This window comes from Streptomyces seoulensis, assembly GCF_022846655.1.
Taxonomy (GTDB): Bacteria; Actinomycetota; Actinomycetes; order Streptomycetales; family Streptomycetaceae; genus Streptomyces.
The window spans coordinates 5,387,714-5,413,825 of sequence record NZ_AP025667.1 but is presented as its reverse complement, the minus strand read 5'-3'; the positions used below and the strand labels follow the sequence as shown (position 1 = coordinate 5,413,825).

General features: G+C 71.8%; 25 protein-coding genes. 13 read left to right on the top strand and 12 right to left on the bottom strand.

The genetic code is table 11. The annotated features are described in order from the left end of the window. The first annotated feature begins 86 nt into the window (after positions 1-86). The gene (locus tag HEK131_RS24720) at positions 87-1,301 is read left to right on the top strand and encodes an MFS transporter (protein WP_244337070.1); all 1,215 of its coding nucleotides are present in this window, start codon (positions 87-89) and stop codon (positions 1,299-1,301) included. Positions 1,302-1,490: 189 nt separating this feature from the next. On the opposite strand, the gene HEK131_RS24715 is transcribed toward HEK131_RS24720, so the two are convergent. The 4 genes from HEK131_RS24715 to HEK131_RS24700 form a co-directional block, all read right to left on the bottom strand. Further along, positions 1,491-1,967 carry a MarR family winged helix-turn-helix transcriptional regulator gene (locus HEK131_RS24715; RefSeq protein ID WP_161147630.1) on the bottom strand — a complete coding sequence of 159 codons (477 nt, stop codon included), beginning with the start codon at positions 1,965-1,967 and terminating at the stop codon, positions 1,491-1,493. Positions 1,968-2,059: 92 nt separating this feature from the next. Continuing rightward, the gene (locus tag HEK131_RS24710) at positions 2,060-2,878 is read right to left on the bottom strand and encodes an AIM24 family protein (RefSeq protein ID WP_244337069.1); all 819 of its coding nucleotides are present in this window, start codon (positions 2,876-2,878) and stop codon (positions 2,060-2,062) included. Next, entirely contained in the window at positions 2,875-3,525 is a 651-nt protein-coding gene (locus HEK131_RS24705; protein ID WP_244337068.1) for an AIM24 family protein, read from the bottom strand. Before HEK131_RS24705 ends, HEK131_RS24710 begins: the two co-directional genes overlap by 4 nt. A 1-nt stretch (position 3,526) precedes the next feature. After that, positions 3,527-4,159, bottom strand: coding sequence for an AIM24 family protein (locus HEK131_RS24700; RefSeq protein WP_161147627.1), 633 nt, complete (start codon positions 4,157-4,159; stop codon positions 3,527-3,529). A 191-nt stretch (positions 4,160-4,350) separates the two neighbouring features. Here HEK131_RS24700 and HEK131_RS24695 point away from each other — a divergent pair, with 191 nt between their 5' ends. The 3 genes from HEK131_RS24695 to HEK131_RS24685 all read left to right on the top strand — a co-directional run bounded on the left by HEK131_RS24695 (position 4,351) and on the right by HEK131_RS24685 (position 5,896). After that, positions 4,351-4,695, top strand: a complete 345-nt coding sequence (locus HEK131_RS24695) for a DUF3817 domain-containing protein (RefSeq protein WP_244337067.1) — start codon at positions 4,351-4,353, stop codon at positions 4,693-4,695. Next, positions 4,692-4,985, top strand: a complete 294-nt coding sequence (locus HEK131_RS24690; RefSeq protein ID WP_130332404.1) for an MTH1187 family thiamine-binding protein — start codon at positions 4,692-4,694, stop codon at positions 4,983-4,985. The genes HEK131_RS24695 and HEK131_RS24690 overlap by 4 nt, the downstream gene beginning before the upstream one ends. Positions 4,986-5,131: 146 nt before the next feature. After that, positions 5,132-5,896 carry a hypothetical protein gene (locus tag HEK131_RS24685; RefSeq protein ID WP_244337066.1) on the top strand — a complete coding sequence of 255 codons (765 nt, stop codon included), beginning with the start codon at positions 5,132-5,134 and terminating at the stop codon, positions 5,894-5,896. On the opposite strand, the gene HEK131_RS24680 is transcribed toward HEK131_RS24685, so the two are convergent. Next, entirely contained in the window at positions 5,885-6,862 is a 978-nt protein-coding gene (locus tag HEK131_RS24680) for a DUF5937 family protein (protein ID WP_244337065.1), read from the bottom strand. The two genes, HEK131_RS24685 and HEK131_RS24680, sit on opposite strands and share 12 nt — an antisense overlap. A 75-nt stretch (positions 6,863-6,937) precedes the next feature. Here HEK131_RS24680 and HEK131_RS24675 point away from each other — a divergent pair, with 75 nt between their 5' ends. From HEK131_RS24675 to HEK131_RS24660, 4 genes are all read left to right on the top strand, one after another. After that, a complete protein-coding gene (locus HEK131_RS24675) occupies positions 6,938-8,179 on the top strand; it encodes an MFS transporter (protein WP_244337064.1) in 1,242 nt (413 codons plus the stop codon). Positions 8,180-8,190: 11 nt separating this feature from the next. Continuing rightward, positions 8,191-8,700, top strand: a complete 510-nt coding sequence (locus tag HEK131_RS24670) for a MarR family winged helix-turn-helix transcriptional regulator (protein ID WP_217462755.1) — start codon at positions 8,191-8,193, stop codon at positions 8,698-8,700. Positions 8,701-8,767: 67 nt separating this feature from the next. Continuing rightward, positions 8,768-9,106 carry a DUF3817 domain-containing protein gene (locus HEK131_RS24665; RefSeq protein ID WP_217462754.1) on the top strand — a complete coding sequence of 113 codons (339 nt, stop codon included), beginning with the start codon at positions 8,768-8,770 and terminating at the stop codon, positions 9,104-9,106. A 74-nt stretch (positions 9,107-9,180) separates the two neighbouring features. Next, the gene (locus HEK131_RS24660) at positions 9,181-10,881 is read left to right on the top strand and encodes an acyl-CoA mutase large subunit family protein (protein WP_217462753.1); all 1,701 of its coding nucleotides are present in this window, start codon (positions 9,181-9,183) and stop codon (positions 10,879-10,881) included. A gap of 96 nt (positions 10,882-10,977) precedes the next feature. Here HEK131_RS24660 and HEK131_RS24655 read toward each other — a convergent pair whose 3' ends face one another. Together HEK131_RS24655 and HEK131_RS24650 are read right to left on the bottom strand one after the other, a co-directional pair. Next, positions 10,978-12,147, bottom strand: coding sequence for a DUF3103 family protein (locus HEK131_RS24655; protein ID WP_244337063.1), 1,170 nt, complete (start codon positions 12,145-12,147; stop codon positions 10,978-10,980). Between the two features lie 222 nt (positions 12,148-12,369). After that, positions 12,370-12,990 (bottom strand): TetR/AcrR family transcriptional regulator, encoded by a 621-nt coding sequence (locus HEK131_RS24650; RefSeq protein ID WP_217462751.1) that lies wholly within the window; start codon positions 12,988-12,990, stop codon positions 12,370-12,372. A gap of 213 nt (positions 12,991-13,203) precedes the next feature. Here HEK131_RS24650 and HEK131_RS24645 point away from each other — a divergent pair, with 213 nt between their 5' ends. From HEK131_RS24645 to HEK131_RS24630, 4 genes are all read left to right on the top strand, one after another. Continuing rightward, entirely contained in the window at positions 13,204-14,175 is a 972-nt protein-coding gene (locus tag HEK131_RS24645; RefSeq protein WP_244337062.1) for a tetratricopeptide repeat protein, read from the top strand. Between the two features lie 623 nt (positions 14,176-14,798). Further along, positions 14,799-15,452, top strand: coding sequence for a DUF6230 family protein (locus HEK131_RS24640; protein ID WP_217462749.1), 654 nt, complete (start codon positions 14,799-14,801; stop codon positions 15,450-15,452). Between the two features lie 116 nt (positions 15,453-15,568). Further along, complete coding sequence (locus HEK131_RS24635; RefSeq protein ID WP_161145670.1) at positions 15,569-16,096, top strand: DUF6114 domain-containing protein; 528 nt, start codon at positions 15,569-15,571, stop codon at positions 16,094-16,096. Then, positions 16,086-17,381: a hypothetical protein gene (locus tag HEK131_RS24630; RefSeq protein ID WP_244337061.1), complete on the top strand. Its 1,296-nt coding sequence runs from the start codon at positions 16,086-16,088 to the stop codon at positions 17,379-17,381. Before HEK131_RS24635 ends, HEK131_RS24630 begins: the two co-directional genes overlap by 11 nt. Positions 17,382-17,474: 93 nt before the next feature. On the opposite strand, the gene pyk is transcribed toward HEK131_RS24630, so the two are convergent. The 3 genes from pyk to pta form a co-directional block, all read right to left on the bottom strand. Next, positions 17,475-18,905, bottom strand: a complete 1,431-nt coding sequence (gene pyk, locus HEK131_RS24625) for a pyruvate kinase (protein ID WP_161145668.1) — start codon at positions 18,903-18,905, stop codon at positions 17,475-17,477. A 99-nt stretch (positions 18,906-19,004) separates the two neighbouring features. Continuing rightward, positions 19,005-20,225: an acetate kinase gene (locus HEK131_RS24620; protein WP_244337060.1), complete on the bottom strand. Its 1,221-nt coding sequence runs from the start codon at positions 20,223-20,225 to the stop codon at positions 19,005-19,007. Continuing rightward, a complete protein-coding gene (gene pta, locus HEK131_RS24615) occupies positions 20,222-22,312 on the bottom strand; it encodes a phosphate acetyltransferase (protein WP_217462746.1) in 2,091 nt (696 codons plus the stop codon). Before pta ends, HEK131_RS24620 begins: the two co-directional genes overlap by 4 nt. 231 nt (positions 22,313-22,543) lie before the next feature. On the opposite strand from pta, the gene HEK131_RS24610 reads away from it, so the two are divergent. Further along, positions 22,544-23,569 (top strand): ATP-dependent 6-phosphofructokinase, encoded by a 1,026-nt coding sequence (locus tag HEK131_RS24610; RefSeq protein ID WP_217462745.1) that lies wholly within the window; start codon positions 22,544-22,546, stop codon positions 23,567-23,569. 22 nt (positions 23,570-23,591) lie between these two features. Here the strand turns inward: HEK131_RS24610 and HEK131_RS24605 are convergent, their stop codons facing one another. Both HEK131_RS24605 and HEK131_RS24600 read right to left on the bottom strand, forming a co-directional pair. Continuing rightward, positions 23,592-24,281, bottom strand: coding sequence for a response regulator (locus HEK131_RS24605; RefSeq protein WP_244337059.1), 690 nt, complete (start codon positions 24,279-24,281; stop codon positions 23,592-23,594). Continuing rightward, entirely contained in the window at positions 24,278-26,053 is a 1,776-nt protein-coding gene (locus HEK131_RS24600; RefSeq protein WP_244337058.1) for a sensor histidine kinase, read from the bottom strand. Before HEK131_RS24600 ends, HEK131_RS24605 begins: the two co-directional genes overlap by 4 nt. Positions 26,054-26,112: the final 59 nt, after the last annotated feature.

Here is a 26,112-nt window from a genome sequence, read left to right as displayed (position 1 = left end):
CGCGCCGCGCGGCCGACCGGCTCCCGGCCGGGGTCTCGCGCGGCGCACCCGTGCCCTCGTCCCGCCTCCCGTGAGGAACTCCGCGCATGTCCGCGCCCGTCTCCGCGCGCCCCGCCGCGCTCTCGTACTCCGCCGTCCTGCGTGTCCCGCACGCGCGCCGCACCTTCACCACCGCACTCGTGGGCCGCCTGTCCTACGGGACGGTTCCCCTGGCCCTGCTGCTCGCCACCCAGCGGGCCACCGGCTCGTACGCGGCCTCCGGTGCGGTGCTCTCCCTGTACGGCGCCGCCGTGGTCTTCCTGACCCCGCTGCGCGCCTTTCTGGTGGACCGGCACGGCGCCCGCCGCGCCCTGCTCCCCATGGCCGCCGCCCACGGGGGCCTGCTGAGTGTGCTCGCCGCGCTCACCTGGCGGCCGGGCACACCGGTGCCGCTGATCGGAGGCGCCGCCGTCCTCGCGGGTGCCTGTGCCCCGCCGCTGGGGCCGACGATGCGGGCGGTGTGGTCCGAACTCGTCGCCGACCGGGATCTGCTGCGGCGCGCGTACAGCCTCGACGGGGTCGCCGAGGAGCTGCTGTTCGTGTCCGGTCCCATGCTGGTGGGCGCACTGGTCGCCTGGACGGTCCCGGCGGCCGGGGTACTGCTGGGCGCGTTGCTGATGGTGGCGGGCACCGCCGCCTTCGCCACCTCCCCGGCGATGACGGGACCCCGCCCCCGGACCGAGGGCGGCGGCCGGCGGGGCGGCGTCCGGGGTCTCGCGGCGCCGGTCGTGGTGGCGGCGGGCACGGGGCTCGCCCTCAGCGGGGTGGAGCTCCTGGTGCTGGCCCACGTCGGCGGCCACTCCGGTGACACCGACCTCGTCCCCTGGGTGCTGGGCGCGCTCTCGGTGGGCAGCGCGCTGGGCGGGCTGGCGAACGGGGCGATCGACTGGCGCGGTCCCGCCCGGCCGCGTCTCGCCGGGTTCGCGGCGGCCCTCGGCCTGACGATCGCGGCCGCCGGACTGGCGCCCGGCGTTCTGACGCTCACCGCGGCCATGGTCTGCGCGGGCGCCTTCATCGCCCCGGCGCTCACGACGGCCTATCTGCTGGCGGACGAGTCGGCCCACGCCGGTGACCGCACCCGAGCCGGGGCCTGGGTGAACATGGCCGTCAACGCGGGAAGTTCGGCCGGGGGCCTGACCACCGGCGCCCTCCTCGGCCACCTCCCGCTGCCACTCTGCTTCGCTCTGACGGGAGTCACCGCGCTGGTCTCGGCGGGGGTGGCTCTCACGGTCCGGGGGCGGGCGGAGCCGACGGGGGTGTGAGGGCACGGAGGGACCGGCCGCGACCCCGGACAGCCGAGCGCCCCACCCCCCTTCGCGCCTGTGCGGCGCGTCGGACGGGTGGGGCATCGCCTCAGAGGTGACTGAGGGGCGGGTTCGGGGTGCGCCACGGGTGCGGGGTTGCCGCTCGGTGGGCGTCGGCTCGGTGGAGTGAGCGTCGAGCCGGGTCGGTCACGGCCGGCCGCGCTGGTCCCTGAGGTGTTCCGCGATGGGCTTCAGGGACTTGTCGAGGTCCTGGAGGGCGTCGGGGGAGAGGAGGTCGATGAAGTGGCGGCGGACCGAGGCCACGTGGTGCGGGGCGACCTTGCGCATCGTCTCCAGGCCGTGCTCGGTCAGGACGGCGAAGAGGCCGCGCCGGTCCGACTCGCAGTTCTCCCGGCGGACCAGGTCCCCGTTCTCCATGCGCGTGATCTGATGCGAGAGGCGGCTCTTGGACTGCATGGTGGCGCCCGCGAGGTCGCTCATCCGCATCCGCATGTCTTCCGACTCGGACAGATTGACGAGGATCTCGTAGTCGTTCATCGTCAGCCCGAAGGGCTGTAGATCCTTTTCGAGCTGGTACGTCAACAGCCTGTTGACCTCCAGGTGGGTGCGCCAGGCGCACTGCTCCGCATCGGTCAGCCAGTGCGTGGCCGTCTCGGTCTCCATGAATGAAGTCTACCTAAGAAGTTGAATGACGAACTACTCTGGGTGATGTGACTGTGCGCACGCGTTCGACGTCACACTCCGCAGACTACCGCTCACAGCCCGAAGCGACGCTGGAGGTCTCCTAGCTGTCCGGGAAGACGCGGTACCCCGGAAGCCTGTGTTCCGGGGCCCATGGGTCCAGCTCCGCCCCCACCGGGTACCCCCGGTTCGGAGGGAACAGCACCCGTGGACGGCTCGGTCATCAGCGTCTCGCTTGACTGGAGCAGCACCGTCCCCGCGCCCGTGAACTCGAACTGGTGCTCCTCCCCGGAAGCCCCGCCGATCCCCGTCATCGCACGTAGACCGCCCATCACGCCCGTGAGATAGGAGTGGTCGTAGTGATGGCAGGGGGAGGGGCAGTCGGCCCAGCCGACCAGCGCCTGGGGGTCCACCCGGATCGGCGGCTCCATGAAGACCACCGGGCCGTTCGAAGCGGCGACGAACTTTCCGGTTCCGATCAGCGTCAGAAAACCCGGCACGATCGACTGTTTGAGTGCGAGACTTGGCTGAAAAGCGATCAAGTTGCCCGCGCGAACGGTCAAGTTGCCGTCCTCCAGGTCGTACGAGTTCACATCGAAGGCCCGGTCGGCGAGGAGCATCTTGCCCGAGCCCTCCGCCACCACCCAGTCGCTCGCGTGCAGTGGCGAATGGAACGAAGTGCGCACCAGCCGGTCCAGCCGGCCGTGCCCGATGCCGTTGAACTCGATCGACCCGTAGTAGGCGATCATCTTCCCCTTCTGCAGGAACCACTGGGAGCCCTTGAGCTCCACGCAGAAGGTGTACGGGTTCACGTTGTCGTCGACGGGGAGCGTCGTCGGGTCGAGGACCACCGGACCGGCCGCCGGACCGCCCGCGCTCGCGTATCCGCTCACAGCTTCTCCTCCGACGCCTGGACGTACACCGTGCCGCTGCCGCTCAGCTCCAGTTGGAACGCCTCGCCGGAGCCGCGGCCCACCATGTCGTGCCAGCCCAGCGCGGTGGACAGTTTGTTGCGCACCTCGCCGTGGTGGGCGACGTACGCCTGAGGGTCCACGTGGACCGGGCGCTGCGGGGTGACGGGCAGCTCGAAGACCCCGCCGTGCGCCATCACCGCGACCGCGCCGTGGCCCTGGAGGGTCGTGGTGAACAGACCCTGCCCGGTCGCCTGGCCGCGCACCAGGCCCATGACCCCGCCCTGCGAGCCCAGGAACATCGTGCCCTGCCGCAGCGAGCCCTCGAAGGCCAGCAGCCGGTCCGCCTCCACGTAGAGGGTGTCGCCGGTGAGGGTGATGACGTGGACGTGGTGCCCGCCGTGCCCGAACATCACCGTGCCGCTGCCCTCGACGCTCATCAGCGGAGCCGCCTCGCCCGCCACCCGGCGCCCGAGCATCGACATGACCCCGCCCTGCCCGCTCTGCATGTTCGGGGTGAAGGACACCTCGCCGGTGTACGCGAGCATCGCCCCGCGCTGGCTGAACAGCCGCTGCCCCGGAGCCACCGTGGCCTCGACCATCTTGGAGTTGATCTCCCTCATGCCCATCTCACAGATCCCCCGCGATCGTGTTCCGCTCGCTGGGCTGCACATAGACCAGTCCGTCGCCCTCGAAGCGGATCTGGAACGCCTCCCCGCCGCCCTCGCCCATGAGGGTGCGGAAGGTGACGCCGGACTGGAACGACTGCCGCACGTTCCCCTGGTGCGCGATGTACGCGCCCGGATCGACGGTCAGCGGGTACTGCGGACTCACCCGGAGCACCACCGCGGGGCCGTCGGAGAGGATCGCCGCCTGACCGGTGCCCTCGACGGTCGTGGTGAACAGCCCGTTGCCCTGTGAGGCGCCGCGCAGTCCGGTGAACGTGGTGCCCGTGCGCAGCCCCGCGTCGGTCGCCAGGAGGTTGCTCGACTCCACGTACAACGTGTCGCCGCGCAGGCCGACGAGATTGATCTCGGACGCCCGGTCGGCGAACCAGCAGGTCCCCTGTCCTCTCACCTCCATCACCGTCATCTGCTCGCCGGTGAGCCGCCGCGTCACCATGCCGCGCAGCCCCTCACCGCCGCCGCTCATCTTCTTGAAGGCCATCTGTCCGTCGTACGCGACCATCGAGCCGTTCTTCGCCTTCACGGCGTCCCCGGTCATGTCGACGGCGAGGACCTTGCTTCCCTGCAGTCGGAACATCGCCACACGGTGAAAAGTAGCGGCCGGCCGGGTGGAGGGGACAGGGCCCACGGGTGGAGAACGACCCTGAGCACACCCCTAGGGGCTTCGTTTGTCACAATGGAGGCACGCTTGTGCTTCCGTTCACAAAGCGGATCATGGGCCGGTCGCGCGACGACCGCGCCTCCATCACCCCTCCCCGAAGGTGACCCGTGGACCTCAAGACCGCATCCGCCATCCGCCGCCTCCGCCTGGTCTCGGCGCCGGAGGCCGTGTCCTTCCTGATCCTGCTGCTGTGCTCGGTGCTGAAGCGGACCACGGACTTCAACGCGGTCCCCGTGATGGGCGCGGTCCACGGTGTGCTGTTCGTCCTGTACGTGATCTTCTGGCTGGACGCCTGGAGCCGGGCCAAGTGGAGCTTCGGCACCGCCGCCCTCTACTTCGTCCTCTCGGTGCTGCCCACCGGCGGCTTCTTCGCCGAGCGCAAGCTGCGCCGTGAGTCCGAGAACGCCGTCATCGCGGCCCGCGCCCGTGAGGAAGGGGCCGTGAACGCATGATCGTCGCCTTCTCCGTGACGCCCCTCGGCGTCGGCGAGGACGTGGGGGAGTACGTCGCCGACGCCGTCCGCGTGGTCCGCGAGTCCGGGCTGCCCAACCGCACCGACGCCATGTTCACCTCCGTCGAGGGCGAGTGGGACGAGGTCATGGACGTCGTCAAGCGCGCCGTGGCCGCCGTGGAGGCCCGCGCGCCCCGCGTCTCGCTGGTCCTCAAGGCCGACATCCGGCCCGGCGTCACCGACGGCCTCACCTCCAAGGTGGAGACCGTCGAACGCCACCTGGGTTCCTAGAGCCCGGCAACTCGCCCGCACCCCGGTCCCGTTGGGGCCGGGGTGTTCGCGTGCCCGGCGGTTGAGCGGTCGCGCGCGGCCGGTGTACGTTCCCTCCCGGATCTTCGAGCGTCGCTCGAAAACCACTTCTGACCTGGGGGAACGTCATGGGTATCGTCATCGAGACGCATATCCGCGCCGATCTCGACGAGCTGTGGGCGCGCACCCAGGACCCCGCCCGGCGCCAGCGCTGGGACCTGCGCTTCACCCGGCTCCAGCACCTGCCGCGCACGGCCGCCGAGCCGGACGGCGCCGTACCGTTCCGCTACGCCACCCGCGTCCTGCCCTTCCTGACCGTCCTCGGCACCGGAGTGGCCGCCGCCGAGCCCGAGCGTCCGGACGGCACCCGCGCCGCCGCCCAGCGCTTCGCCGCCCCGCACCCCCTCTCCCCCTTCGCCGAGACCACCGCCCACTGGCGCTATCTGCCGGACGCGCACGGTGTCCGCCTCCGCGTCCGCTACGACCACCGGCCCCGGGGCGGCGCGCCCGGTGCCTTCGCCGACCGGCTGCTGGTGCGGCCGCTCGCGGGCTGGGCCGCCGCCTGGTCCGTCGACCGGCTGCGGCTCTGGCTGGAGCACGGCATCACCCCCGAGCGCGCCCTGCGCACCTGGCTCGCCGGGCTGGCCCTCCGCGCGCTGGTCCTCCTGTGCTGCCTGCTGGGCCTCGGCCTGGAGCCGTTCGCCGGACTCGGCCCGCTCTCGGCCGCGGGCGCCTTCCTGTGCCCGCTGCTGCTCCTGGCCGTGGCCTGCGCCGCCCTGTGCAAGGCGCCGTCGCGCGGGGCCCCCGCCGCCCGCCGCTGCGTCCGCACCCCGCTCGCCCTGGCGGGCACACCCCGGCTGCTGGACACGCTGCGGCTCCCGTCAGCCCCCTGACGCCAGCGCCATCCCCAGCGGCGTCCGCTCGTACAGCACCTGGTGCCCGTACCGGCGTGCCGTCAGCAGGCCGCTCTCGCGCAGGACCGACAGGTGCGACGAGACGGAGGACGGGGCGAGACCGAGGCGGTGGGCCAGGGCCGTGGTGGAGGCCGGGTCGTCCAGCGCCGCCAGTACGGCGGCGCGGTTGCGGCCCAGCAGGCGTACCAGCGCCTCAGGCGTCCGGGCGCCCGGCTCGGCCCACAGGCCGCCGACACCGCGTGCCGGATAGACGAGGGTCGGCTGCCACGGCGGGTCGAAGCCGGTGATCACGTCCGGCCAGCAGAACACGCTCGGCATCAGCACCAGGCCCCGCCCGCCGAGCCAGCGTTCGTACACCCCGCCCGGCAGGGTCAGCGTGCGGCCGTCCCAGCTCAGCCGGGCGTCCAGCTCGGGCAGCAGCGTGCCGAGCCCGACCTCGGCGAGGCGGCGCGAGTGGAAGGCCACGTCCGCCTCCAGCAGCGCCCGCAGCCGGGGCCACTCCGGCTCCACCAGTACCCGCCAGGCCACCTCCAGGGCGTCCGCCAGCTCCCGCACCATCCGCACCGGGTCCGCCAGCCACGCCCGGCCCTGTTCCGAGACCAGCGCGCCCGGGGTGCAGGCCAGCGAGCGGGCGGTGTCCTCACGGGCCGCCTCCGGATCGGCCGCCCGTACCGCCGCGATCTCCTCCTCGAAGGTGGCCGCGGGGCCGATCGGCGGCGCCCCGAGCCAGTCCGGGGAGTGGCCCCGGCGCGGCATCAGCAGCCACAGCGGAGCGAGGTCGAGGCCGGCCGCCGCCGTACGGATACGGCGCAGCCACGGCACGTGGTAGCCCTGACGGTCCGGGCGGCGCAGCGTGCGCACCGCGTCCTGCGTCTCCCACAGCGGGGACACGGCGAACCGGCAGTTGAGGAAGTCCTCCCCGCCGAAGTGCAGGTGCGAGGCCACGGCCTTTCTCCCCCTGACATTCGGCTGGAGCCGAAACTCTACGCCCGCCCGGCATCGCCCCGGCAGGCTCCGGGCATGTCCGCACCGCCCAAGGCCCCGGCACCCGCCCGCACGGGTTACCGCCATGTCCTCGCCGTCCCCGAGTTCCGTGCCGTCTTCGCCGCCCATGTGCTCTCGCTGCTCGGGGTGGTCGTCAGCGAGATCGCGCTGTCCGTGCTCGTCTACGACCTCACCGGCTCGCCCCTGATGAGCGCGCTCGCCTTCGCGGTCGGCTTCCTGCCCTACGCCCTCGGCGGCACCCTGCTCGCCCCCGTCGCCGACCGCTTCCCGGCCCGGCGGGTGCTGGTGGTCTGCGACCTGGTGTGCGCCGCGTGCGTGGCGGCGATGGTGGCGCCGGGCGCGGGCGTCGGCGTGCTGCTGGCGCTGCGCTGCTGCGTCGCCGTCGTCTCCCCGGTGTTCGCGGGCACCCGGATGGCGACCCTCGCGGACGTCCTCGGCGACGGGGACGCCTTCGTGCTCGGCCGCTCCCTGATCCGGATCGTCTCCCAGAGCGCGCTGCTGATCGGCTACGGCCTGGGCGGCCTGCTGCTGACCGCCGTCAGCCCCCGGCACGCCCTGCTGATCACCGTCGGCACCTTCCTCGCCTCGGCCACGCTGCTGCGCCTCGGCACCCGGCACCGGCCGGCCCGGCTGCGGCCGGAGCGGGAGAAGGGCGGCGGAACCCTCGGACTCCTGAGGAACCGGCGCGTGCTGGTGCTGCTCCTCGTCTTCTGGGTGCCCGCGATGTTCTCCGTCGTGCCCGAGGCCCTCGCCGCGCCCTACTCCGACGACCTGGGCGCGGGCTCGGCCGGTCTCGGCCTGCTGATGTGCGCGCTGCCCGTCGGCACGATCGCCGGTGAGCTGTTCGCGGGCGCGCGGCTGGGTCAGGCCACCCGTGAGCGGATCGTCCTGCCGCTGCTCTGCCTCGCCGTGGTGCCCTACCTCGGCTACGCCCTGAGCCCCGGTCTCTGGCCGTCCCTGCTGCTCCTGGTGCTCGCCGGGGCGTGCTCGGCGTACACCCTGGGGCTCGACCAGTGGTTCGTACGGGCGGTGCCGGAGGAGTCGCGGGGGCGGGCGATGACGCTGCTGAGCGCGGGGATGATGACGATCCAGGGGGTGGGCATGGCCGGTGCGGGGGCGCTGGCCGAGGTCGTGGGGGTGCGGGGGGCGGTCGAGGCGGCCGGGGTGGCGGGCACGGTGTGCTGCGTCGCGCTCGCCGTGGCATGCCGGGTGACCGAAAGCCGAGACGGGGCTGCCCGGCATATGACCGGCCGGTAGGGTCTGATGACGTGCCCAAGCCTCTCAGTCTCCCCTTCGACCCCATCGCCCGTGCCGACGAGCTCTGGAAGCAGCGCTGGGGAAGCGTGCCCTCGATGGCCGCGATCACCTCGATCATGCGGGCCCAGCAGATCCTGCTGGCCGAGGTCGACGCGGTGGTCAAGCCGTACGGGCTGACCTTCGCGCGCTACGAGGCGCTGGTGCTGCTCACTTTCTCCAAGGAGGGTGAGCTGACCATGTCCAAGATCGGCGAGCGCCTGATGGTCCACCCCACCTCGGTGACCAACACGGTGGACCGCCTGGTCAAGGCCGGACTGGTGGCCAAGCGGCCCAACCCCAAGGACGGCCGCGGCACCCTCGCCGTCATCACCGACAAGGGCCGCGAGGTGGTCGACGCCGCCACCCGCGACCTGATGGGGATGGACTTCGGCCTCGGCGCCTACGACACGGAGGGCTGCGCGGACATCTTCGCCATCCTGCGCCCCCTGCGTGTCGCGGCGGGAGATTTCGAGGCGGAGTGACCTGGGGTTCCGCGCGGGAGCGACCCTGGGACAAGATCTCCCGGAACGGGTCGTTACGCTCGTCGGCATGAAGAAGAGCGTGCTGACCCGCTACCGGGTGATGGCGTACGTCACCGGTGTGCTGCTGGTCCTGCTGACCCTGGGCGTGATCGCCAAGTACCTGCTGGAGATGGACGGCGCCGCGGACTTCACGCGGATCATCGGCATCGCCCACGGCTGGCTGTACGTCGTCTACCTGGTCTTCGCCTTCGACCTGGGCTCCAAGGCGAAGTGGCCGGTCGGCAAGCAGCTCTGGGTGCTGATCGCGGGGACCATCCCGACCGCCGCGTTCTTCGTCGAGCGGAAGATCAGCCGCGAGCTGGAGGACAAGGTCGCCGACCCGTCCCCGGCCGTCGCCGAGGCGTAACCGGAACCGCCGTACGTACTCGTACGGCGGTTTCCCATCGACATTTACTAGGACGTCCAAGTAAATTCGATGGTATGGACGCTCACGCGATCGAAGAAGGCCGCCGGCGGTGGCAGGACCGGTACGACCGTGCGCGCAAGCGCGACGCGGATTTCAGCACGCTCTCCGGGGACGCCGTCGAGCCGGTGTACGGGCCCCGGTCCGGGGACGTGTACGAGGGCTTCGAGCGGATCGGGTGGCCGGGGGAGTACCCCTTCACGCGCGGGCTGCACGCGACCGGGTACCGGGGCCGTACCTGGACCATCCGCCAGTTCGCCGGGTTCGGCAACGCGGAGCAGACCAACGAGCGGTACAAGATGATCCTCGCCGCGGGCGGCGGCGGTCTGTCCGTCGCGTTCGACATGCCGACGCTGATGGGCCGCGACTCCGACGAGCCGCGCTCGCTCGGCGAGGTCGGGCACTGCGGCGTGGCCATCGACTCGGCCGCCGACATGGAGGTGCTGTTCCGGGACATCCCGCTCGGCGACGTCACCACCTCGATGACGATCAGCGGGCCCGCCGTCCCCGTCTTCTGCATGTACCTGGTCGCCGCCGAGCGCCAGGGCGTCGACCCGGCGGTGCTGAACGGCACGCTGCAGACCGACATCTTCAAGGAGTACATCGCCCAGAAGGAGTGGCTCTTCCAGCCCGAGCCGCACCTGCGCCTCATCGGCGACCTGATGGAGCACTGCGCGGCCGGCATCCCCGCCTACAAGCCGCTCTCCGTCTCCGGCTACCACATCCGCGAGGCCGGGGCCACGGCCGCGCAGGAGCTGGCGTACACCCTCGCGGACGGCTTCGGGTACGTCGAACTGGGCCTCTCCCGCGGCCTCGACGTGGACGTCTTCGCACCGGGCCTCAGCTTCTTCTTCGACGCCCACGTGGACTTCTTCGAGGAGATCGCCAAGTTCCGCGCCGCCCGCCGCATCTGGGCCCGCTGGATGCGGGACGTGTACGGCGCGCAGACCGACAAGGCGCAGTGGCTCCGCTTCCACACCCAGACCGCCGGGGTCTCGCTGACCGCGCAGCAGCCGTACAACAACGTGGTCCGCACCGCCGTGGAGGCGCTCGCGGCCGTGCTCGGCGGCACCAACTCGCTGCACACCAACGCCCTGGACGAGACCCTCGCCCTGCCCAGCGAGCAGGCGGCCGAGATCGCCCTGCGCACGCAGCAGGTGCTGATGGAGGAGACGGGCGTCGCCAACGTCGCGGATCCGCTGGGCGGTTCCTGGTACATCGAGCAGCTCACGGACCGCATCGAGGCGGAGGCCGAGAAGATCTTCGAGCAGATCAAGGAGCGGGGCCTGCGGGCCCACCCCGACGGACAGCACCCCATCGGCCCCGTCACCTCCGGCATCCTGCGTGGCATCGAGGACGGCTGGTTCACCGGTGAGATCGCCGAGTCCGCCTTCCGCTACCAGCGGTCGCTGGAGAAGGGGGAGAAGCGGGTCGTCGGCGTCAACGTCGCCACCGGCTCCGTCACCGGCGACCTGGAGATCCTCCGGGTCAGCCACGAGGTCGAGCGCGAGCAGGTCCGCGCCCTGGCCGAGCGCAAGGCCGCGCGTGACGAACAGGCCGTGCGGAAGGCGCTGGACGCCATGCTGGGCGCGGCCCGCTCCGGTGCCAACATGATCGAGCCGATGCTCGAAGCGGTCCGCGCGGAGGCCACCCTCGGCGAGATCTGCGGGGTGCTGCGGGACGAGTGGGGGGTGTACACGGAGCCGGCCGGGTTCTAGCCCGCGTCAACCTTGCTGCTCTCCCGGCGGGGTGAAAGTCGGGGCCCGGCGGGAGGGAAGGAAGGGCTCCCTCCCGCCGGCGCTCGCGTCACACGGTCAGAACTGCTGGACGAAGTACGGCTCGACCGTCATCCAGCCGTTGCCGCGGGCACCGTGGTAGGTGCCGTTGCCGTTCTGCGCGAGGGTGTACCAGGAGTCGACGTAATCCGGGTCGTCGGTCCACCACTCGGCCGGGATGGCGTCCAGGACCGCGTTGACCAGGGGGATGTAGGCGCCCTGGTCGGTGACGGTGAGCAGGACGCCCGCGATGGCCACGGCGAGGTCGTGGTAGTTGGTGCTCCCGTCCTCCTCCATCATCACGGCGTCGGCCAGGTCGTACTTGTAGTTCGACCAGTTCACGAGGATCTGGTTGGGCCGGTAGACCGTGCCGTCGTCGTCCAGGTACGGCATGTCGACGGGGTCGACGCGGACCTTCCCGTCCTGGCCGAAACCGGTGACGAGGGTGTAGATCTCGGCGTCGCCCTTGACCCAGGGCTCCTCGTCGTCGGAGAGCTCGACCGCGTCGATCTTCGTGGCCCAGAAGCCTCCCTCGGCCGCCGCGGTCCTGTTCGCCGGCGCGGTGAGCGGCGCGTCCGGGGCGGCGGAGCGCACACCGCTCTTCGCCAGTTCCTCGCGCAGGACGTCCAGGCCGGCCGCCAGCGCCTCGGAGCTGTCGATGTCGACGACGTACACCGGGCGCGCGGGTGCCCTGCGGGCGTCCAGCCGGTGGGCGCGGCCCCGGCTGTCGTACGCGGTGACCGTCCCGGCCGCGTCGTCCGAGTCGGCCACGGCCACCCAGGGGGTGGCGCCCGCGTCCAGCGCCGCCCGCATGGAGCGGTCGCCGAGGCGCAGTCGCAGCAGCGGGCCGACCTTCGGGTCCAGGCCCTTGGCCGCGGCGATCCGGCGGTCGGCGTCCGCCAGCAGGGAGTGCGGGCCGTGCCCGGTCCGGGCGGCGAGCGGGGTGACGGCCACGTCGTCCGAGGCCAGGGCGGCCGTCCGCAGGCTGGTGCGCCAGGCGGAGTCGCCGAGCGAACGCGCGATGCCGCGTGCCGCCCGGTCCTCGGCGTCGGTGACGGCCGAGGCGGTGGCCGGACGGGCGGCGGTGGAGTGAGGTGTGGGGGCCGGGGCCGCGCCGGCCGGGGCGGCGGTCAGGGCCTGGGCCGCTGCGGACAGGGCGACCAGGGCGCCGGCGAGCGCGACACGGCGACGGGTGTGACGAGGTCTCACGGGGATCGGTCCTCCCGGATGCGAGTGGTCAGTATGTGGGGTGACGCACTGTCGGATCGTGGTGCCGGGTGGAGCGGGAACGCGGTGGAACCGGACCTCGCGTCTATGCGAGTAGATTCCGCAGCACATGGTGACCTGGGCATGTCATGTGCGCAAGACCGTCGCCGGCGCGTGAAGCCGCCTTGTGGAGCCGGGCGGTGAGGGGGTGCGGCCGTCCCGCCGTCAGTCCTCGCCGGCCACGATGCCGTGCAGCAGCAGCGTGACGAACCGCTGCACCCACTCCGCGTCCGCGGGCTTGCCGCTCACCAGGGTGCGGTGGACCACCGCGCCCGCCACGACGTCGAAGATGAGGTCGACCGCGCGGGTCGCCGCCCGGGCGTCCTTCTCGGGCGGCAGTTCGCCGCGCTCCTGCGCCCGCTTCCGGCCCGCCACGACCAGACGCTTCTGGCGGTCCACGACGGAGGTGCGGATGCGCTCACGCAGGGCCTCGTCCAGCGTCGACTCGGCGACCACCGCCATCAGGCCGCTCCTGGCCTCCGGCCGGGCGAGCAGGGCGGCGAACTGGAGGACCACGCCCTCGATGTCGGAGTGCAGGCTGCCGCTGTCGGGGAGCCGGAGTTCGTCGAAGAGTTCCGCCACCGCGTCGACGACCAGTTCGTTCTTGCCCGGCCAGCGGCGGTAGAGCGTCGTCTTCGCCACCCCGGCCCGCACGGCGACGTCGGACAACGTCAGCCCGGACCAGCCCAGTTCCACCAGGGCTTCCCGGGTGGCGGCCAGGATCGCGGCATCCGCGGCGGCACTGCGCGGGCGCCCGGTACGGCTGGCGGGGGTGCGGCTCTGCATGGACACGACCCTAGCGGCACGTCGTGAGAGAGATCACCGGGAAGCGGTGTCGCGGACCGGGGCCGGGGTATTACGCTACGACTCGTAGCGAAAGCTCGTGACGGACGTACACGGGCGACGACCACTGGCGCGGGTGGGGACCCGGCGCCGACCGCGATCGCCGACCACGATCGCTTTTTTCCTTCATACGCCGGAACGGGGGAGGATAGACGCATGCAGCCACGGAACATGTCCATGAGCGGCGTCGTCGACCTCGCCGCGGTGAAGGCGGCCCAGGAGGCCAAGGCCAAGGCGGAGCAGGCGCGCGCCGAAGCCGCCCGGCACGGCGGCGCGGGCGCGGTCTCGCCCGCCGACCTCGTCATCGACGTCGATGAGGCGGGCTTCGAGCGCGAAGTCCTCCAGCGCTCCGCCGAAGTCCCGGTCGTCATCGACTTCTGGGCCGAATGGTGTCAGCCCTGCAAGCAGCTCAGCCCGCTGCTGGAGCGGCTGGCCGTCGAGTACGACGGGCGCTTCCTGCTCGCCAAGGTCGACGTCGACGCCAACCAGATGCTGATGCAGCAGTTCGGGGTCCAGGGGATTCCGGCCGTCTTCGCGGTCGTCGCGGGGCAGGCGCTGCCGCTCTTCCAGGGCGCGGCCGACGAGCAGCAGATCCGGGAGACCCTCGACCAGTTGATCCAGGTCGCCGAGCAGCGCTTCGGCCTGACCGGTCTGACCGTCGACCCGGACGCGGCTCCGGGCGCCGTTCCCGCCGCCGAGGTGCCGGAGGGGCCGTACGACGCCCTGCTGGCCGCCGCGGTCGAGGCGCTGGACGCGGGTGACCTGGGCGGTGCCGTCCAGGCGTACAAGAACGTGCTCAACGACGACCCGGCCAACACCGAGGCCAAACTCGGTCTCGCGCAGGCCGAGTTGCTCCAGCGGGTGCAGGACCTGGACCCGCAGCGGGTGCGCAAGGAGGCGGCCGAGAAGCCCGGCGACGCGGACGCCCAGATCGCCGCCGCCGACCTGGATCTGGTGGGCGGTCACGTCGAGGACGCCTTCGGCCGGCTCATCGAGACCGTGAGCCGTACCGCCGGCGACGACCGGGACGCGGTGCGCCGCCGTCTGCTGGAGCTGTTCGAGGTCGTGGGCGCGGACGACCCCAGGGTGGTGGCCGCGCGCAGGGCCCTGGCACGGGCGCTGTTCTGACTCCGTGTCGGACCGCGGGACGCGTGAGGACAGGCTCGCCGAATGGCCGGTCTGATGCCTGAGCGATCACGCTTTACCAAAACTTGGTAAACCTGCTTACTGTTACTCCGAGTAAGCCAGAGCCGTTGATCTGTCCGGCTTCGCCCGAGGATCAACGGCTTTGCTCTGCCCACTGATGGCACGGTCTGTCGCCCTCCGAGACCGCTGGGTCGTTGTTCGGTTATCGCGCCGTTACTAGCCGGTAACGGCGCCCCTTGTGCGGGCGGCGAGAATGCACCACGATCGGCCACGCTCGGTCCATTTCCGCACCCCGGCAGCCGGCCGGGAAGCGGGAGACTCTGGGTCCCCACCGAGCAGAGCCGGCGGCAGTGGCGCCGGCTCTGGGACAGGGGGGTCTTCGCCATACCGGTGGAGCCTGTCCCGAAGGTTGTGCGTGATGTGCGTCAGGCGCGACCAGTGGTTGTCGCTCGGGGGTGAACGCCGGTTGTTCGGGCGCGGGTTCGTGCCGTCGAGCGCGGGCGCTCCCCTTCCCGAGGACGTAGCACTTCTCCCATCCCTGCCCGGCCGAGCCGCCCGCTGGGGCGATTCCGGGACAGGAGATGTACGTCCGAGAAGGAGGAAATATGGAGTCCCAGGTGCGTGGCGGGACCAGATGGAAGCGCTTCGCTGTGGTCATGGTGCCCAGCGTCGCCGCAACGGCCGTGATAGGCGTCGCCCTCGCGCAGGGTGCTCTCGCCGCGTCGTTCAGCGTCTCCGGCCAGTCGTTCAAGGTGACGGCCAAGACGCTCAACGGCACCGGTTTCTCGCAGTACGGCGCGATCGACTCGGGTTACACCCTGAGTGGCGAGAAGACGGCGCATCCGGTGGCGGTCTCGGCGTTCTCCAGCGCCAAGATCAACAAGATGTGCCAGTCGGTCGTCACCCCCGGCATCCCGGGGATCGGCTCCGTCACGCTGCGGCTGACGGCGGGTGACAGCAGCGACCCGAACAAGCAGGTCGCCGCCGAGAACCTGTACATCGACGTCGAGGACCTCGGCGCCGACGCCACTTTCCACGACATCAACATCGGTGTCGCGGGCAAGGACCTCAAGGGTCCGGGCATCAAGAGCGGCGAGATGGCCAACAAGCAGGTCAACCCGTACGGGTTCGCCCAGGAGGCGGCCTCGGCCGAGCTGACCGACGTGAAGCAGACGGCGTGGGCCACCACCGCCGGAACCTTCAAGCTCAACGGTCTGCACATGGCCCTGTCCACGGGCACCAAGGCCGAGTGCTACTAGGCACCGGCTGATGGGCGGGGGAGTTCAGGCTCCCCCGCCCGTCCACTGTCCGGCCGCTGCTTCACCCGCGGCCCACATCTCCACCACAGCAATGCCGCACCAGGGAGCTGTTTTCCATGAGCGCCGAGACTCCTGCCGCCGTACCCGGCCAGTTCGCCCGCCGGAGGCTGCAGTTCCGCGCCTGGCGGGGCACCCGGCCTTTCTGGGCCGGTCTTTTCGTCTTGCTCGGCGGCTTTCCGATCATGTACTTCCCGTACGCCCATCTGCAGATCGGTCATCTGACGGTGGCGATGGCCACCACCGCCGGAGCCGGTTCGCTGATCATCGGCGTGCTGCTCATCGTGCTGGGCATCAGCCTCTGGTTCCAGAAGCACGTACGGGTGTTCGCGGGCGTCGCGGCGATCCTGCTCGCGCTGGTGTCCATCCCCGTGTCCAACTTCGGTGGCTTCGTCGTCGGCTTCCTCCTCTCCATGGTGGGCGGCGCGATGGGCATCGCCTGGTCGCCCGGTCCGGCGGCGCAGGCTGAGGAGTCCGGCCGTTACGGCGTGCCGGCCCCGCGCGGCGCGGAGCCGGTGAGCGCGCCGATGGACCTGTCAGGAACGAGCCCGGCCAACGAGGCGAACGGGAGGCACAGTGCCGGCTGACGAGGTGACCCACGGGCCCGATGTGGACGGGTCCCGTGCGAGAACCGGGCCCCGCCACGCGGCCCCCAAGAAGCTGCTCTTCACCCGGCTCCACATGCCGGCGGGCAAGGCCATAGCCTCCGTGGCGATGCCCACGGCCGTGCTGATGGGCATGGGCTTCACGTCCACGCTCGCCATCGCGGACAGCGGCGGCAGCCCGGCGTCCAACAGCCAGAAGGCGTCGGACTACAAGGACTGCGTCGAGGCGCTGGGCGGCAAGGTGGACGACACCTCCGCGAGCCCCACGCCCTCGGCCGGGGCGAGCACCGGCCCGGCCAGGCCCAGTCCTTCGGCGCCCGGCGGGGACAAGGCCGACGGGAGCGACGGCAAGGCGTCTTCGCCGGATTCAGGTTCCGGCGACGACAAGGGCGGTACCCCCGCCTCCGGTTCCGCCTCGCGCGCCTCCGAGCCCGCGGCCGCGCCCTCCGCGCAGCCCTCGGCCTCCGCCGGCACCCCGTCCCCCTCGGCCAGTTCGACGGGTGCCGACGGCGACCTGCTCGGCTCGATCGGGGACGCCCTCGGGGACGTGCTGACCGGGGGCAAGAAGTCCGGTACGCCGTCCGCGAGTCCGTCGTCCTCCGCGACGACCGCGCCCGCCCCCTCCTCCTCCACGCCCGCGCCTTCCGCCACGGGTGACGAGGACGAGCCGGCCGGGAAGAGCGACGACACCCCCGGAGCGGTCAAGGGCTCGGAGAAGCCCGGGGAGAGCGCCTCGCCGGGCGCTTCCCAGTCGGCCTCCCCCAGCCCCTCCGTGAGTGCGTCCGACGCCGCCGAGGACTGCGAGAAGGCCACGGACGACGTCGGCGGCGTCGACAACAAGCAGCTCCTCGCCGACGACCCCTGGTACCTCAACGCCAGCTCCCTGCTGCTCAAGGGTGCCGACTACCAGGGCGTCGTGGAGGTGCGGACCGCCAGCGGCAAGGTCAAGAAGGTGCTGAAGTACGTCATCTCCGACGGCACCGACATCGGGGACCTGCACCAGACGGTGAACGACAAGGCGTCCGGCAAGACGTACCACGTCCAGGCCGGCAAGGGCACGACGTCCACGATCCGCGACGGCGACACCACCATGTACACCGAGAGCATCTCGGGCAAGCTGTTCGGTCTGATCCCGATCACCTTCAGCCCGGACAGCCCGCCGCCGCTGAACATCCCGCTGATCTACTTCACCGACGTCACGGTCCAGCAGGCCGGCCAGTTCGGCGGCACGCTGACCATCCCCAAGCTCCACCAGTACGCCGACTGAGCCGTACCACGAGCCCGTTCGGGAGCCGCACAAGACCGTGGCCCGGTCCCCCTCCGTGAGAGGGGGACCGGGCCACGGTCACGTCGGGGGACGTCAGTTGCGGTCGCCGCCGCCCACGTGGTGCACCCGGACCATGTTGGTGGTGCCGGGGACCCCGGGGGGCGAACCCGCGGTGATGACGACCGTGTCGCCGTCGTTGAAGCGGCCCAGCTTGGCCAGCTCCTGGTCGACCATGTCGACCATCTCGTCCGTGGTGTTGACGAACGGCACCACGTGCGACTCCACGCCCCAGCTCAGGGTGAGCTGGTTGCGGGTGCCCTCGTCCGTGGTGAACGCCAGGATCGGCTGGGCCGCGCGGTAGCGGGACAGACGGCGGGCGGTGTCACCGGACTTGGTGAAGGCGATCAGGCCCTTGCCGCCGAGGAAGTCGGCGATCTCCGCGGCCGCGCGGGCCACCGAACCGCCCTGCGTGCGCGGCTTCTTGCCCGGCACCAGCGGCTGGAGGCCCTTGGAGAGCAGCTCCTCCTCGGCCGCCTTGACGATCTTCGACATCGTCTTGACGGTCTCCACCGGGTACGCGCCCACGCTGGACTCGGCCGACAGCATGACCGCGTCCGCGCCGTCCAGGATCGCGTTGGCGACGTCGGACGCCTCGGCGCGGGTCGGCCGGGAGTTGGTGATCATCGACTCCATCATCTGGGTCGCCACGATCACCGGCTTGGCGTTGCGCCGGCACAGCTCGATGAGGCGCTTCTGCACCATGGGGACCTTCTCGAGCGGGTACTCGACGGCGAGGTCACCACGGGCGACCATCACACCGTCGAACGCCATCACGACGTCCTCCATGTTCTCGACCGCCTGCGGCTTCTCCACCTTGGCGATCACCGGGACCCGGCGGCCCTCCTCGTCCATCACCTTGTGGACGTCCTGGACGTCCTTGGCGTCGCGGACGAAGGACAGGGCGACCATGTCGCAGCCCATGCGCAGGGCGAAGCGCAGGTCCTCGACGTCCTTCTCGGACAGCGCGGGCACGTTGACGGCCGCGCCGGGCAGGTTGATGCCCTTGTGGTCGGAGACGACACCGCCCTCGATGACGATCGTCTTCACCCGCGGACCCTCGACGTCCACGACCTTCAGCTCGACGTTGCCGTCGTTGATCAGGATCTGGTCGCCGCGCGAGACGTCACCCGGCAGGCCCTTGTACGTCGTGCCGCAGATCTGCTTGTCGCCCGGCACGTCCTCGGTCGTGATGACGAACTCGTCACCGCGCTCCAGCTCCACCGGGCCCTCGGCGAAGGTCTCCAGACGGATCTTCGGGCCCTGGAGGTCGGCCAGGACGCCGATGGCGCGCCCGGTCTCCTTGGCGGCGGCCCGGACGCGGTCGTACCGCGCCTGGTGCTCGGCCTGGGTGCCGTGACTGAAGTTGAAGCGGGCCACATTCATGCCCGCCTCGATCATGGCGACGAGCTTGTCGTGGGAGTCGACCGCGGGGCCGAGAGTGCAGACGATTTTCGAACGGCGCATGAGGCGATCCTATCGGTTTGTTTCACTGCGGAATATTCCGGCCGGCGGAAGATACAAATGGGCGGACAGGCGCTCAGGCGTGTTACTGCGGTGTAATGCTCAGCCGTCCTTTCCCGCCGCCGGTCCGACCAGCGCGTAAGTCTGGTCGGCGATCTCCAGCTCCTCGTCGGTCGGCACCACGGCGACCGCCGCGCGGGCGTCCCCGGGCGAGATGAGCCGGGCCTCGCCGCCGCGTACGGCGTTCAGTTCCTCGTCCACGGCCAGGCCCAGGCCCGTCAGGCCCGCGATCGCCGCCGAACGCACCGCCGCCGCGTTCTCCCCGACCCCGGCGGTGAACGCGACCGCGTCCACCGTGCCGAGTACGGCGTAATAGGCGCCGATGTACTTCTTGATGCGATGAATGTAAATGTCGAAGGCGAGAGCGGCCGCTTCGTCGCCCTCGTCCACCCGGCGCCGGATCTCCCGCATGTCATTGTCCCCGCACAGACCGAACAGACCGCTCCTCTTGTTGAGAAGAGTGTCGATCTCGTCCATGGACATATCCCCGACACGGGCCAAATGGAAGATGACCGCCGGGTCCAGATCTCCGGACCGGGTACCCATCACCAGCCCCTCCAGCGGGGTCAGCCCCATGGACGTGTCCACACAGCGGCCGCGCTCGACCGCCGAGGCGGAGGCGCCGTTGCCCAGGTGCAGCACGATCACGTTCACGTCCTGCGGCTCCTTGCCCAGCAGCCGCGCGGTCTCCCGCGAGACGTAGGCGTGCGAGGTGCCGTGGAAGCCGTAGCGGCGGATGCGGTGCCGGTCGGCGATCCTCGGGTCGATCGCGTAGCGCGCCGCGGACTCCGGCATCGACGTGTGGAACGCGGTGTCGAAGACGGCGACCTGGGGCAGGTCGGGGCGCAGCGCCATGGCCGTACGGATGCCCGTCAGGTTGGCCGGGTTGTGCAGCGGGGCGACCGGGATCAGCCGCTCGATCTCGGCGATCACCGAGTCGTCGACGACGGTCGGCTCGGTGAAGAACATGCCGCCGTGCACCACCCGGTGCCCGATCGCGGCCAGTTCGGGCGAGTCCAGGCCGAGGCCGTCGCGGGCCAGCTCCTCGGCGACCGCCTTCAGCGCGGTGTCGTGGTCGGCGATGGGCCCGCTCTGCTCGCGGCTCTCGCCGGTGGCCAGCGGGGTGTGGCGCAGCCGGGAGGTCTGCTCGCCGATGCGCTCCACCAGGCCCACCGCGAGACGGCTGCCGTCGCGCATGTCCAGAAGTTGGTACTTCAGCGACGAGGAGCCGGAGTTGAGGACGAGTACACGGGTGGGGGTCACTGCTTCGAAGCCCTTTCGGTCGGCTGCTGGGCCTGGATCGCGGTGATGGCGACGGTCGTGACGATGTCCTGCACCAACGCGCCGCGCGAGAGGTCGTTGACCGGCTTGCGCAGGCCCTGCAGGACCGGTCCGACCGCGATCGCGCCGGCCGAGCGCTGCACGGCCTTGTAGGTGTTGTTGCCCGTGTTGAGGTCGGGGAAGATCAGCACGCTCGCCTGGCCGGCGACCTCCGAGCCGGGCAGCTTGGTCGCGGCCACAGCGGCGTCCACGGCCGCGTCGTACTGGATCGGACCCTCGATCTTCAGGTCGGGCCGGTGCTCGCGGGCCAGCTCGGTCGCCTCGCGCACCTTGTCCACGTCGGCGCCGGAGCCGGAGGTGCCGGTGGAGTACGACAGCATGGCGATCCTCGGCTCCACGCCGAACTGCGCCGCCGTCACCGCCGACTCCACCGCGATGTCCGCGAGCTGCTCGGCGTTCGGGTCCGGGTTGACCGCGCAGTCGCCGTAGACCAGCACCTTGTCGGCGAGGCACATGAAGAAGACCGAGGAGACGATCGCCGAGTCCGGCTTGGTCTTGATGATCTCGAAGGCGGGGCGGATGGTGGCCGCGGTGGAGTGCACCGAGCCGGACACCATGCCGTCGGCCAGGCCCTCCTGCACCATCAGGGTGCCGAAGTAGTTCACGTCGGAGACCACGTCGTAGGCCAGCTCCACCGTGACGCCCTTGTGGGCGCGCAGGGCTGCGTACTTCTCCGCGAAGGAGTCGCGCAGCTCCGAGGTGGCCGGGTCGATCAACTGGCAGTCGCCCAGGTCGATGCCCAGGTCGGCGGCCTTCTTGCGGATCTGGTCCACCGGGCCGAGCAGCGTCAGGTCGCACACGCCCCGGCGCAGCAGCACCTCGGCCGCGTGCAGCACCCGCTCCTCGGTGCCCTCGGGCAGCACGACGCGGCGCCTGTCGGAGCGGGCCTGCTCCAGCAGCTTGTGCTCGAACATCATCGGGGTCACCCGGCCCCCGCTCGGCGCCGAGACGCGGCCGGCCAGGTCGGCGGTGTCCACGTACCGCTCGAACAGGCCGAGCGCGGTCTCCGCCTTGCGCGGGGTGGCGGCCGTCATCCGGCCCTCCAGCGAGAACAACTGCCCGGCCGTGGGGAAGCTGGTGCCGGCCACCGAGAGCACCGGGGTGCCGGGGGCGAGGCGGGCGGCCAGGGTGAGGATCTCCGCGCTCGGCACCTCGTTCAGGGTGAGCAGCACTCCGGCGATGGGCGGGGTGCCCGCGCTGTGCGCGGCCAGCGAGCCGACGACCAGGTCGGCGCGGTCGCCCGGCGTCACGACCAGGCAGCCGGGGGTCAGGGCGGTGAGGAAGCTGGGCAGCATGGCGCCGCCGAAGACGAAGTCCAGCGCGTCGCGGGAGAGCCCGGAGTCGTCGCCGAGCAGCACCTTGGCGCCCAGCGCGTGCGCGATCTGCGAGACGGTCGGCGCGGACAGGGCGGGCTCGTCGGGCAGGACGTAGCAGGGGACCGGCAGCCGGTCGGCGAGCTGCTCGGCGATCTCGTCGCGGTCCTCGCGGGCGGCCCGGTTGGCGACCATCGCGAGCACGTCGCAGCCGAGGCCGGCGTAGGCGCGGTAGGCGTTGCGGGTCTCGGCGAGCACCGACTCGGCGGACTGCTTCCGGGCGCCGACCACGGGGATCACGGACGCGCCGAACTCGTTGGCGAGGCGGGCGTTGAGGGCCAGCTCGTCGGGGAGCTGGGTGTCGGCGAAGTCGGTGCCGAGGACGAGGACCACGTCGTAGTCGCGGGCCACGCGGTGGAAGCGGTCGACCAGGGCGGAGACGAGTTCGTCGGTGCCGCGCTCGGCCTGGAGCGCGGACGCCTCCCGGTAGCCCATGCCGTAGACGGTGGCGGGGTCCTGGTGGAGGCGGTAGCGGGACCGCAGCAGCTCGAAGAGGCGGTCGGGGCCGTCGTGGACCAGGGGGCGGAACACCCCGACCCGGTCGACCTGCCGGGTCAGCAGTTCCATGACCCCCAGGTCGACGACCTGCCGGCCGTCGCCCCGGTCGATCCCGGTCACGTACACGCTGCGTGTCACGCGTGCTCTCCGATCCTTGCTCTCACAAAAATCGCCCACCCGAGGTGAGCGGAACCCTCTTGACAATACCTCCGGGCCTGGATAAGGCGCCCGTCAGCTCGGTGGGGCCGCGTCCGTGCTGGTCGGGGCCGGTGAGGGGGTCCGGGGAGGTGGTGGTCATCGCCTCTTCGGCGGCCGTGAAAGAATCGGAGCGGCTCACCGGTACCCACAGCGAGCAGGAGACACAGCACGATGCGCATCGGAGTTCTCACCGCAGGCGGCGACTGCCCCGGACTGAACGCCGTGATCCGGTCGGTCGTGCACCGCGCCGTGGCGCACTACGGCGACGAGGTCATCGGCTTCGAGGACGGCTACCGGGGTCTGCTCGACGGCCACTACCGCTCCCTCGACCTGGACGCGGTCAGCGGCATCCTGGCGCTCGGCGGCACCATCCTGGGCTCCTCCCGCCTGGAGCGGGACCGGTTGCGCGAGGCGTGCGAGCGGGCCAACGACATGGCCGAGGAGTTCGGCATCGACGCGCTGATCCCGATCGGCGGCGAGGGCACCCTGACGGCGGCCCGCATGCTGTCCGACGCGGGTCTGCCGGTCGTCGGCGTGCCGAAGACCATCGACAACGACATCTCCGGCACCGACCGCACCTTCGGCTTCGACACCGCCGTGGGCGTGGCCACCGAGGCGATGGACCGCCTCAAGACCACCGCCGAGTCCCACCAGCGGGTGATGGTCGTCGAGGTCATGGGCCGCCACGCGGGCTGGATCGCGCTGGAGTCCGGCATGGCCGCCGGCGCCCACGGCATCTGCCTGCCCGAGCGCCCCTTCGACCCGGCCGACCTGATGAAGATGGTCGAGGAGCGGTTCGCGCGCGGCAAGAAGTTCGCCGTGATCTGCGTCGCCGAGGGCGCCCACCCGCTCGACGGCACGATGGACTACGGCAAGGGCGACATCGACCAGTTCGGCCACGAGCGCTTCCAGGGCATCGGCACCGCCCTCGCCTACGAGCTGGAGCGCCGCCTGGGCAAGGAGGCCCGCCCGGTCATCCTCGGCCACATCCAGCGCGGCGGCACCCCCACCGCCTACGACCGCGTCCTCGCCACCCGCTTCGGCTGGCACGCCGTGGAAGCCGCCCACCGCGGCGAGTTCGGCGGCATGACCGCCCTGCGCGGCACGGACATCGCCATGGTCCCGCTCGCCGAAGCGGTCACCGAACTGAAGACGGTCCCGGTGTCCCGGATGGACGAGGCGGAGTCGGTCTTCTAGACGCCGTCGGCTACGGGAGCGCTCACCGCTCCCGCAGCCAGTGGTACCGCAGCTCAGGCCGCCCCACCTGGCCGTACTGCGGGCGCCTCGCCGCGCGGGCCGCGTCCACCAGGTACTCCAGGTAGCGGCGGGCCGTGATGCGGGAGATGCCCACCTCTTCCGCCACCTCCGCCGCCGTACGGCCCTCCGGCACCGCGCGCAGGACGCCCGTGACCCGCTCCAGCGTGGGCGCGCTCAGGCCCTTCGGCAGGGCCGCGGGAGCCGGGGCGCGCAGGGCGGCCAGCGCGCGGTCCACCTCGTCCTGGCCGCTCGCCTCGCCCGCCGCCGCGTGGTACTCGGCGTAGCGCAGCAGGCGGTCGCGGAGGGTGGCGAAGGTGAAGGGCTTCAGGACGTACTGCACGACGCCCAGGGAGACGCCCTCCCGGACCACCGCCAGGTCGCGCGCCGAGGTCACCGCTATGACGTCCGCCTGATGGCCCGCCGCGCGCAGGGAGCGGGCCAGTTGCAGGCCGTGCACGTCGGGGAGGTGCAGGTCGAGCAGGAGGAGGTCGACCGGGGTGCGGTCCAGGACGCGGCGGGCGGCGGCGCCGGTCCCTGCCTGGCCGACGGCCACGAAGCCCGGCACCCGGCCGACGTAGAGGACGTGCGCGTCGGCGGCCACGGGGTCGTCCTCGACGACCAGGACGCGGATGGGTGGCTGCTCGGGGGTCATGCGCCGCCTCCCGGCACCGGGCGCGCGGGCGCCTCGGACCTGGTACCGGCCGCCCGGGTGTCCATGTTCTCCGCCGAGGGCTCACCCGGCGGTCGGGTCGGGAGTGTGTGGCCGTCGGCCTCGGCCGGGGCGGCGGGGCTCCTCGTGGCGGGCAGCCGGGTGTCCGCGTCCTCCGCCGGAGGCTCCAGCGGCAGCCGCGCCTCGAACACCGCGCCGCCGCCCTCCGCCTCGGCCACCGCCAGCGTGCCGGTGAGGCGGGTCACCGCCTGACGGGCCAGCGCCAGCCCGAGACCCCGGCCGCCCGGTCCCGCCGGTTTGGTGGTGAAGCCGCGCCGGAACACGAGGTCCGCGTGGGCCGGGTCGACGCCGGGCCCGGTGTCCGACACCCGCAGCAGCAGCGCCTCCCCGGCCGCGTACGCCGTCACCGTCACCCGCGCCCCCACGCTGCCCTGTGCCGCGTCCACCGCGTTGTCGATCAGGTTGCCCAGGATGGTCACGAGGTCGCGTACCGCGAGGCCCGGCGGGAGTACCCCGTCGTCCAGACGGCTGTCGGGGGAGACGACCAGCTCCACGCCCCGCTCGTGCGCCTGCGCGGTCTTGCCCAGCAGCAGCGCGGCCAGCACCGGTTCACCGACCGCCGCCACCACCTGGTCGGTGAGCGTCTGGGCCAGCTCCAGCTCGGCCGTGGCGAACTCCACCGCCTCCCCGGCCCGGTCCAGCTCGATCAGGGAGACCACGGTGTGCAGCCGGTTCGCCGCCTCGTGCGCCTGCGAGCGCAGCGCCTGGCTGAACCCGCGCTCGGAGTCCAACTCGCCCATCAGCGACTGGAGTTCGGTCACGTCCCGGAGCGTGACGACCGTACCCCGGTGCTCCCCGCCGGACACCGGGGAGGTGTTGACCACCAGCACGCGGGACGCGGTCAGATGCACCTCGTCCACCCTCGGCCGCGAGGACAGCAGCGCCCCGGTGAGCGGCGCCGGCAGCCCCAGTTCGGCGACCGGTCGGCCGACCACCTCGCCGCCCACCCCGAGCAGCTCCCGCCCACCGTCGTTGATCAGCGCCACCCGGTACCGCCCGTCCAGCATCAGCAGCCCCTCGCGCACCGCGTGCAGCGCCGCCTGGTGGTAGTCGTGCATCCGGCTCAGCTCGGCCGCGTTCATCCCGTGGGTGTGCCGCCGCAGCCGCGCGTTGATGACGTACGTACCGACCGCCCCCAGCAGCAGCGCCGCCCCCGCCACCCCCAGCAGCGCCGTCACCTGGTCCTGGACCCGCGCGCTGATCGCCTCCACCTTGATCCCGGCGCTGACCAGCCCCACCACCCGGCCCCCGTCCGTCACCGGCGTCACCGCGCGCACGGAGGGGCCCAGCGTGCCGGTGTACGTCTCGGTGAAGGTGTGCCCCTGCCGGGCCGGCGCGATCCGGCCGAGGAAGCGCCGGCCTATCTCGTCCCGCGTGGGGTGGGTCCAGCGGATGCCCCGCGGGTCCATGATCGTGACGAAGTCGACGTCGGCGTCCCGCATCACCTGCAGCGCGTACGGCTCCAGCTCGGCCGAGGGGTCCGGGGTGCGGATCGCCGCGCTGACCGAGGGGGCGTCCGCGATGGACCGGGCCACCGCCGTGACCTGGCGTTCCGCGGCGTCGCGTGCCTGGCGCTGGTCGCTGACGTAGGTGAAGAGCGCGTACCCGGCCACCACCACCGCGACCAGCACCGCCTGCATGGCGAAGAGCTGGCCCGCCAGGCTGCGGGGTCGGGGGAGGGCGGGGGCGCGCATGCCTAGCAGTGTGCCTGTCCGTTCGGGCGTGAACTAAATGAACGGAAGGGTGACCGCCC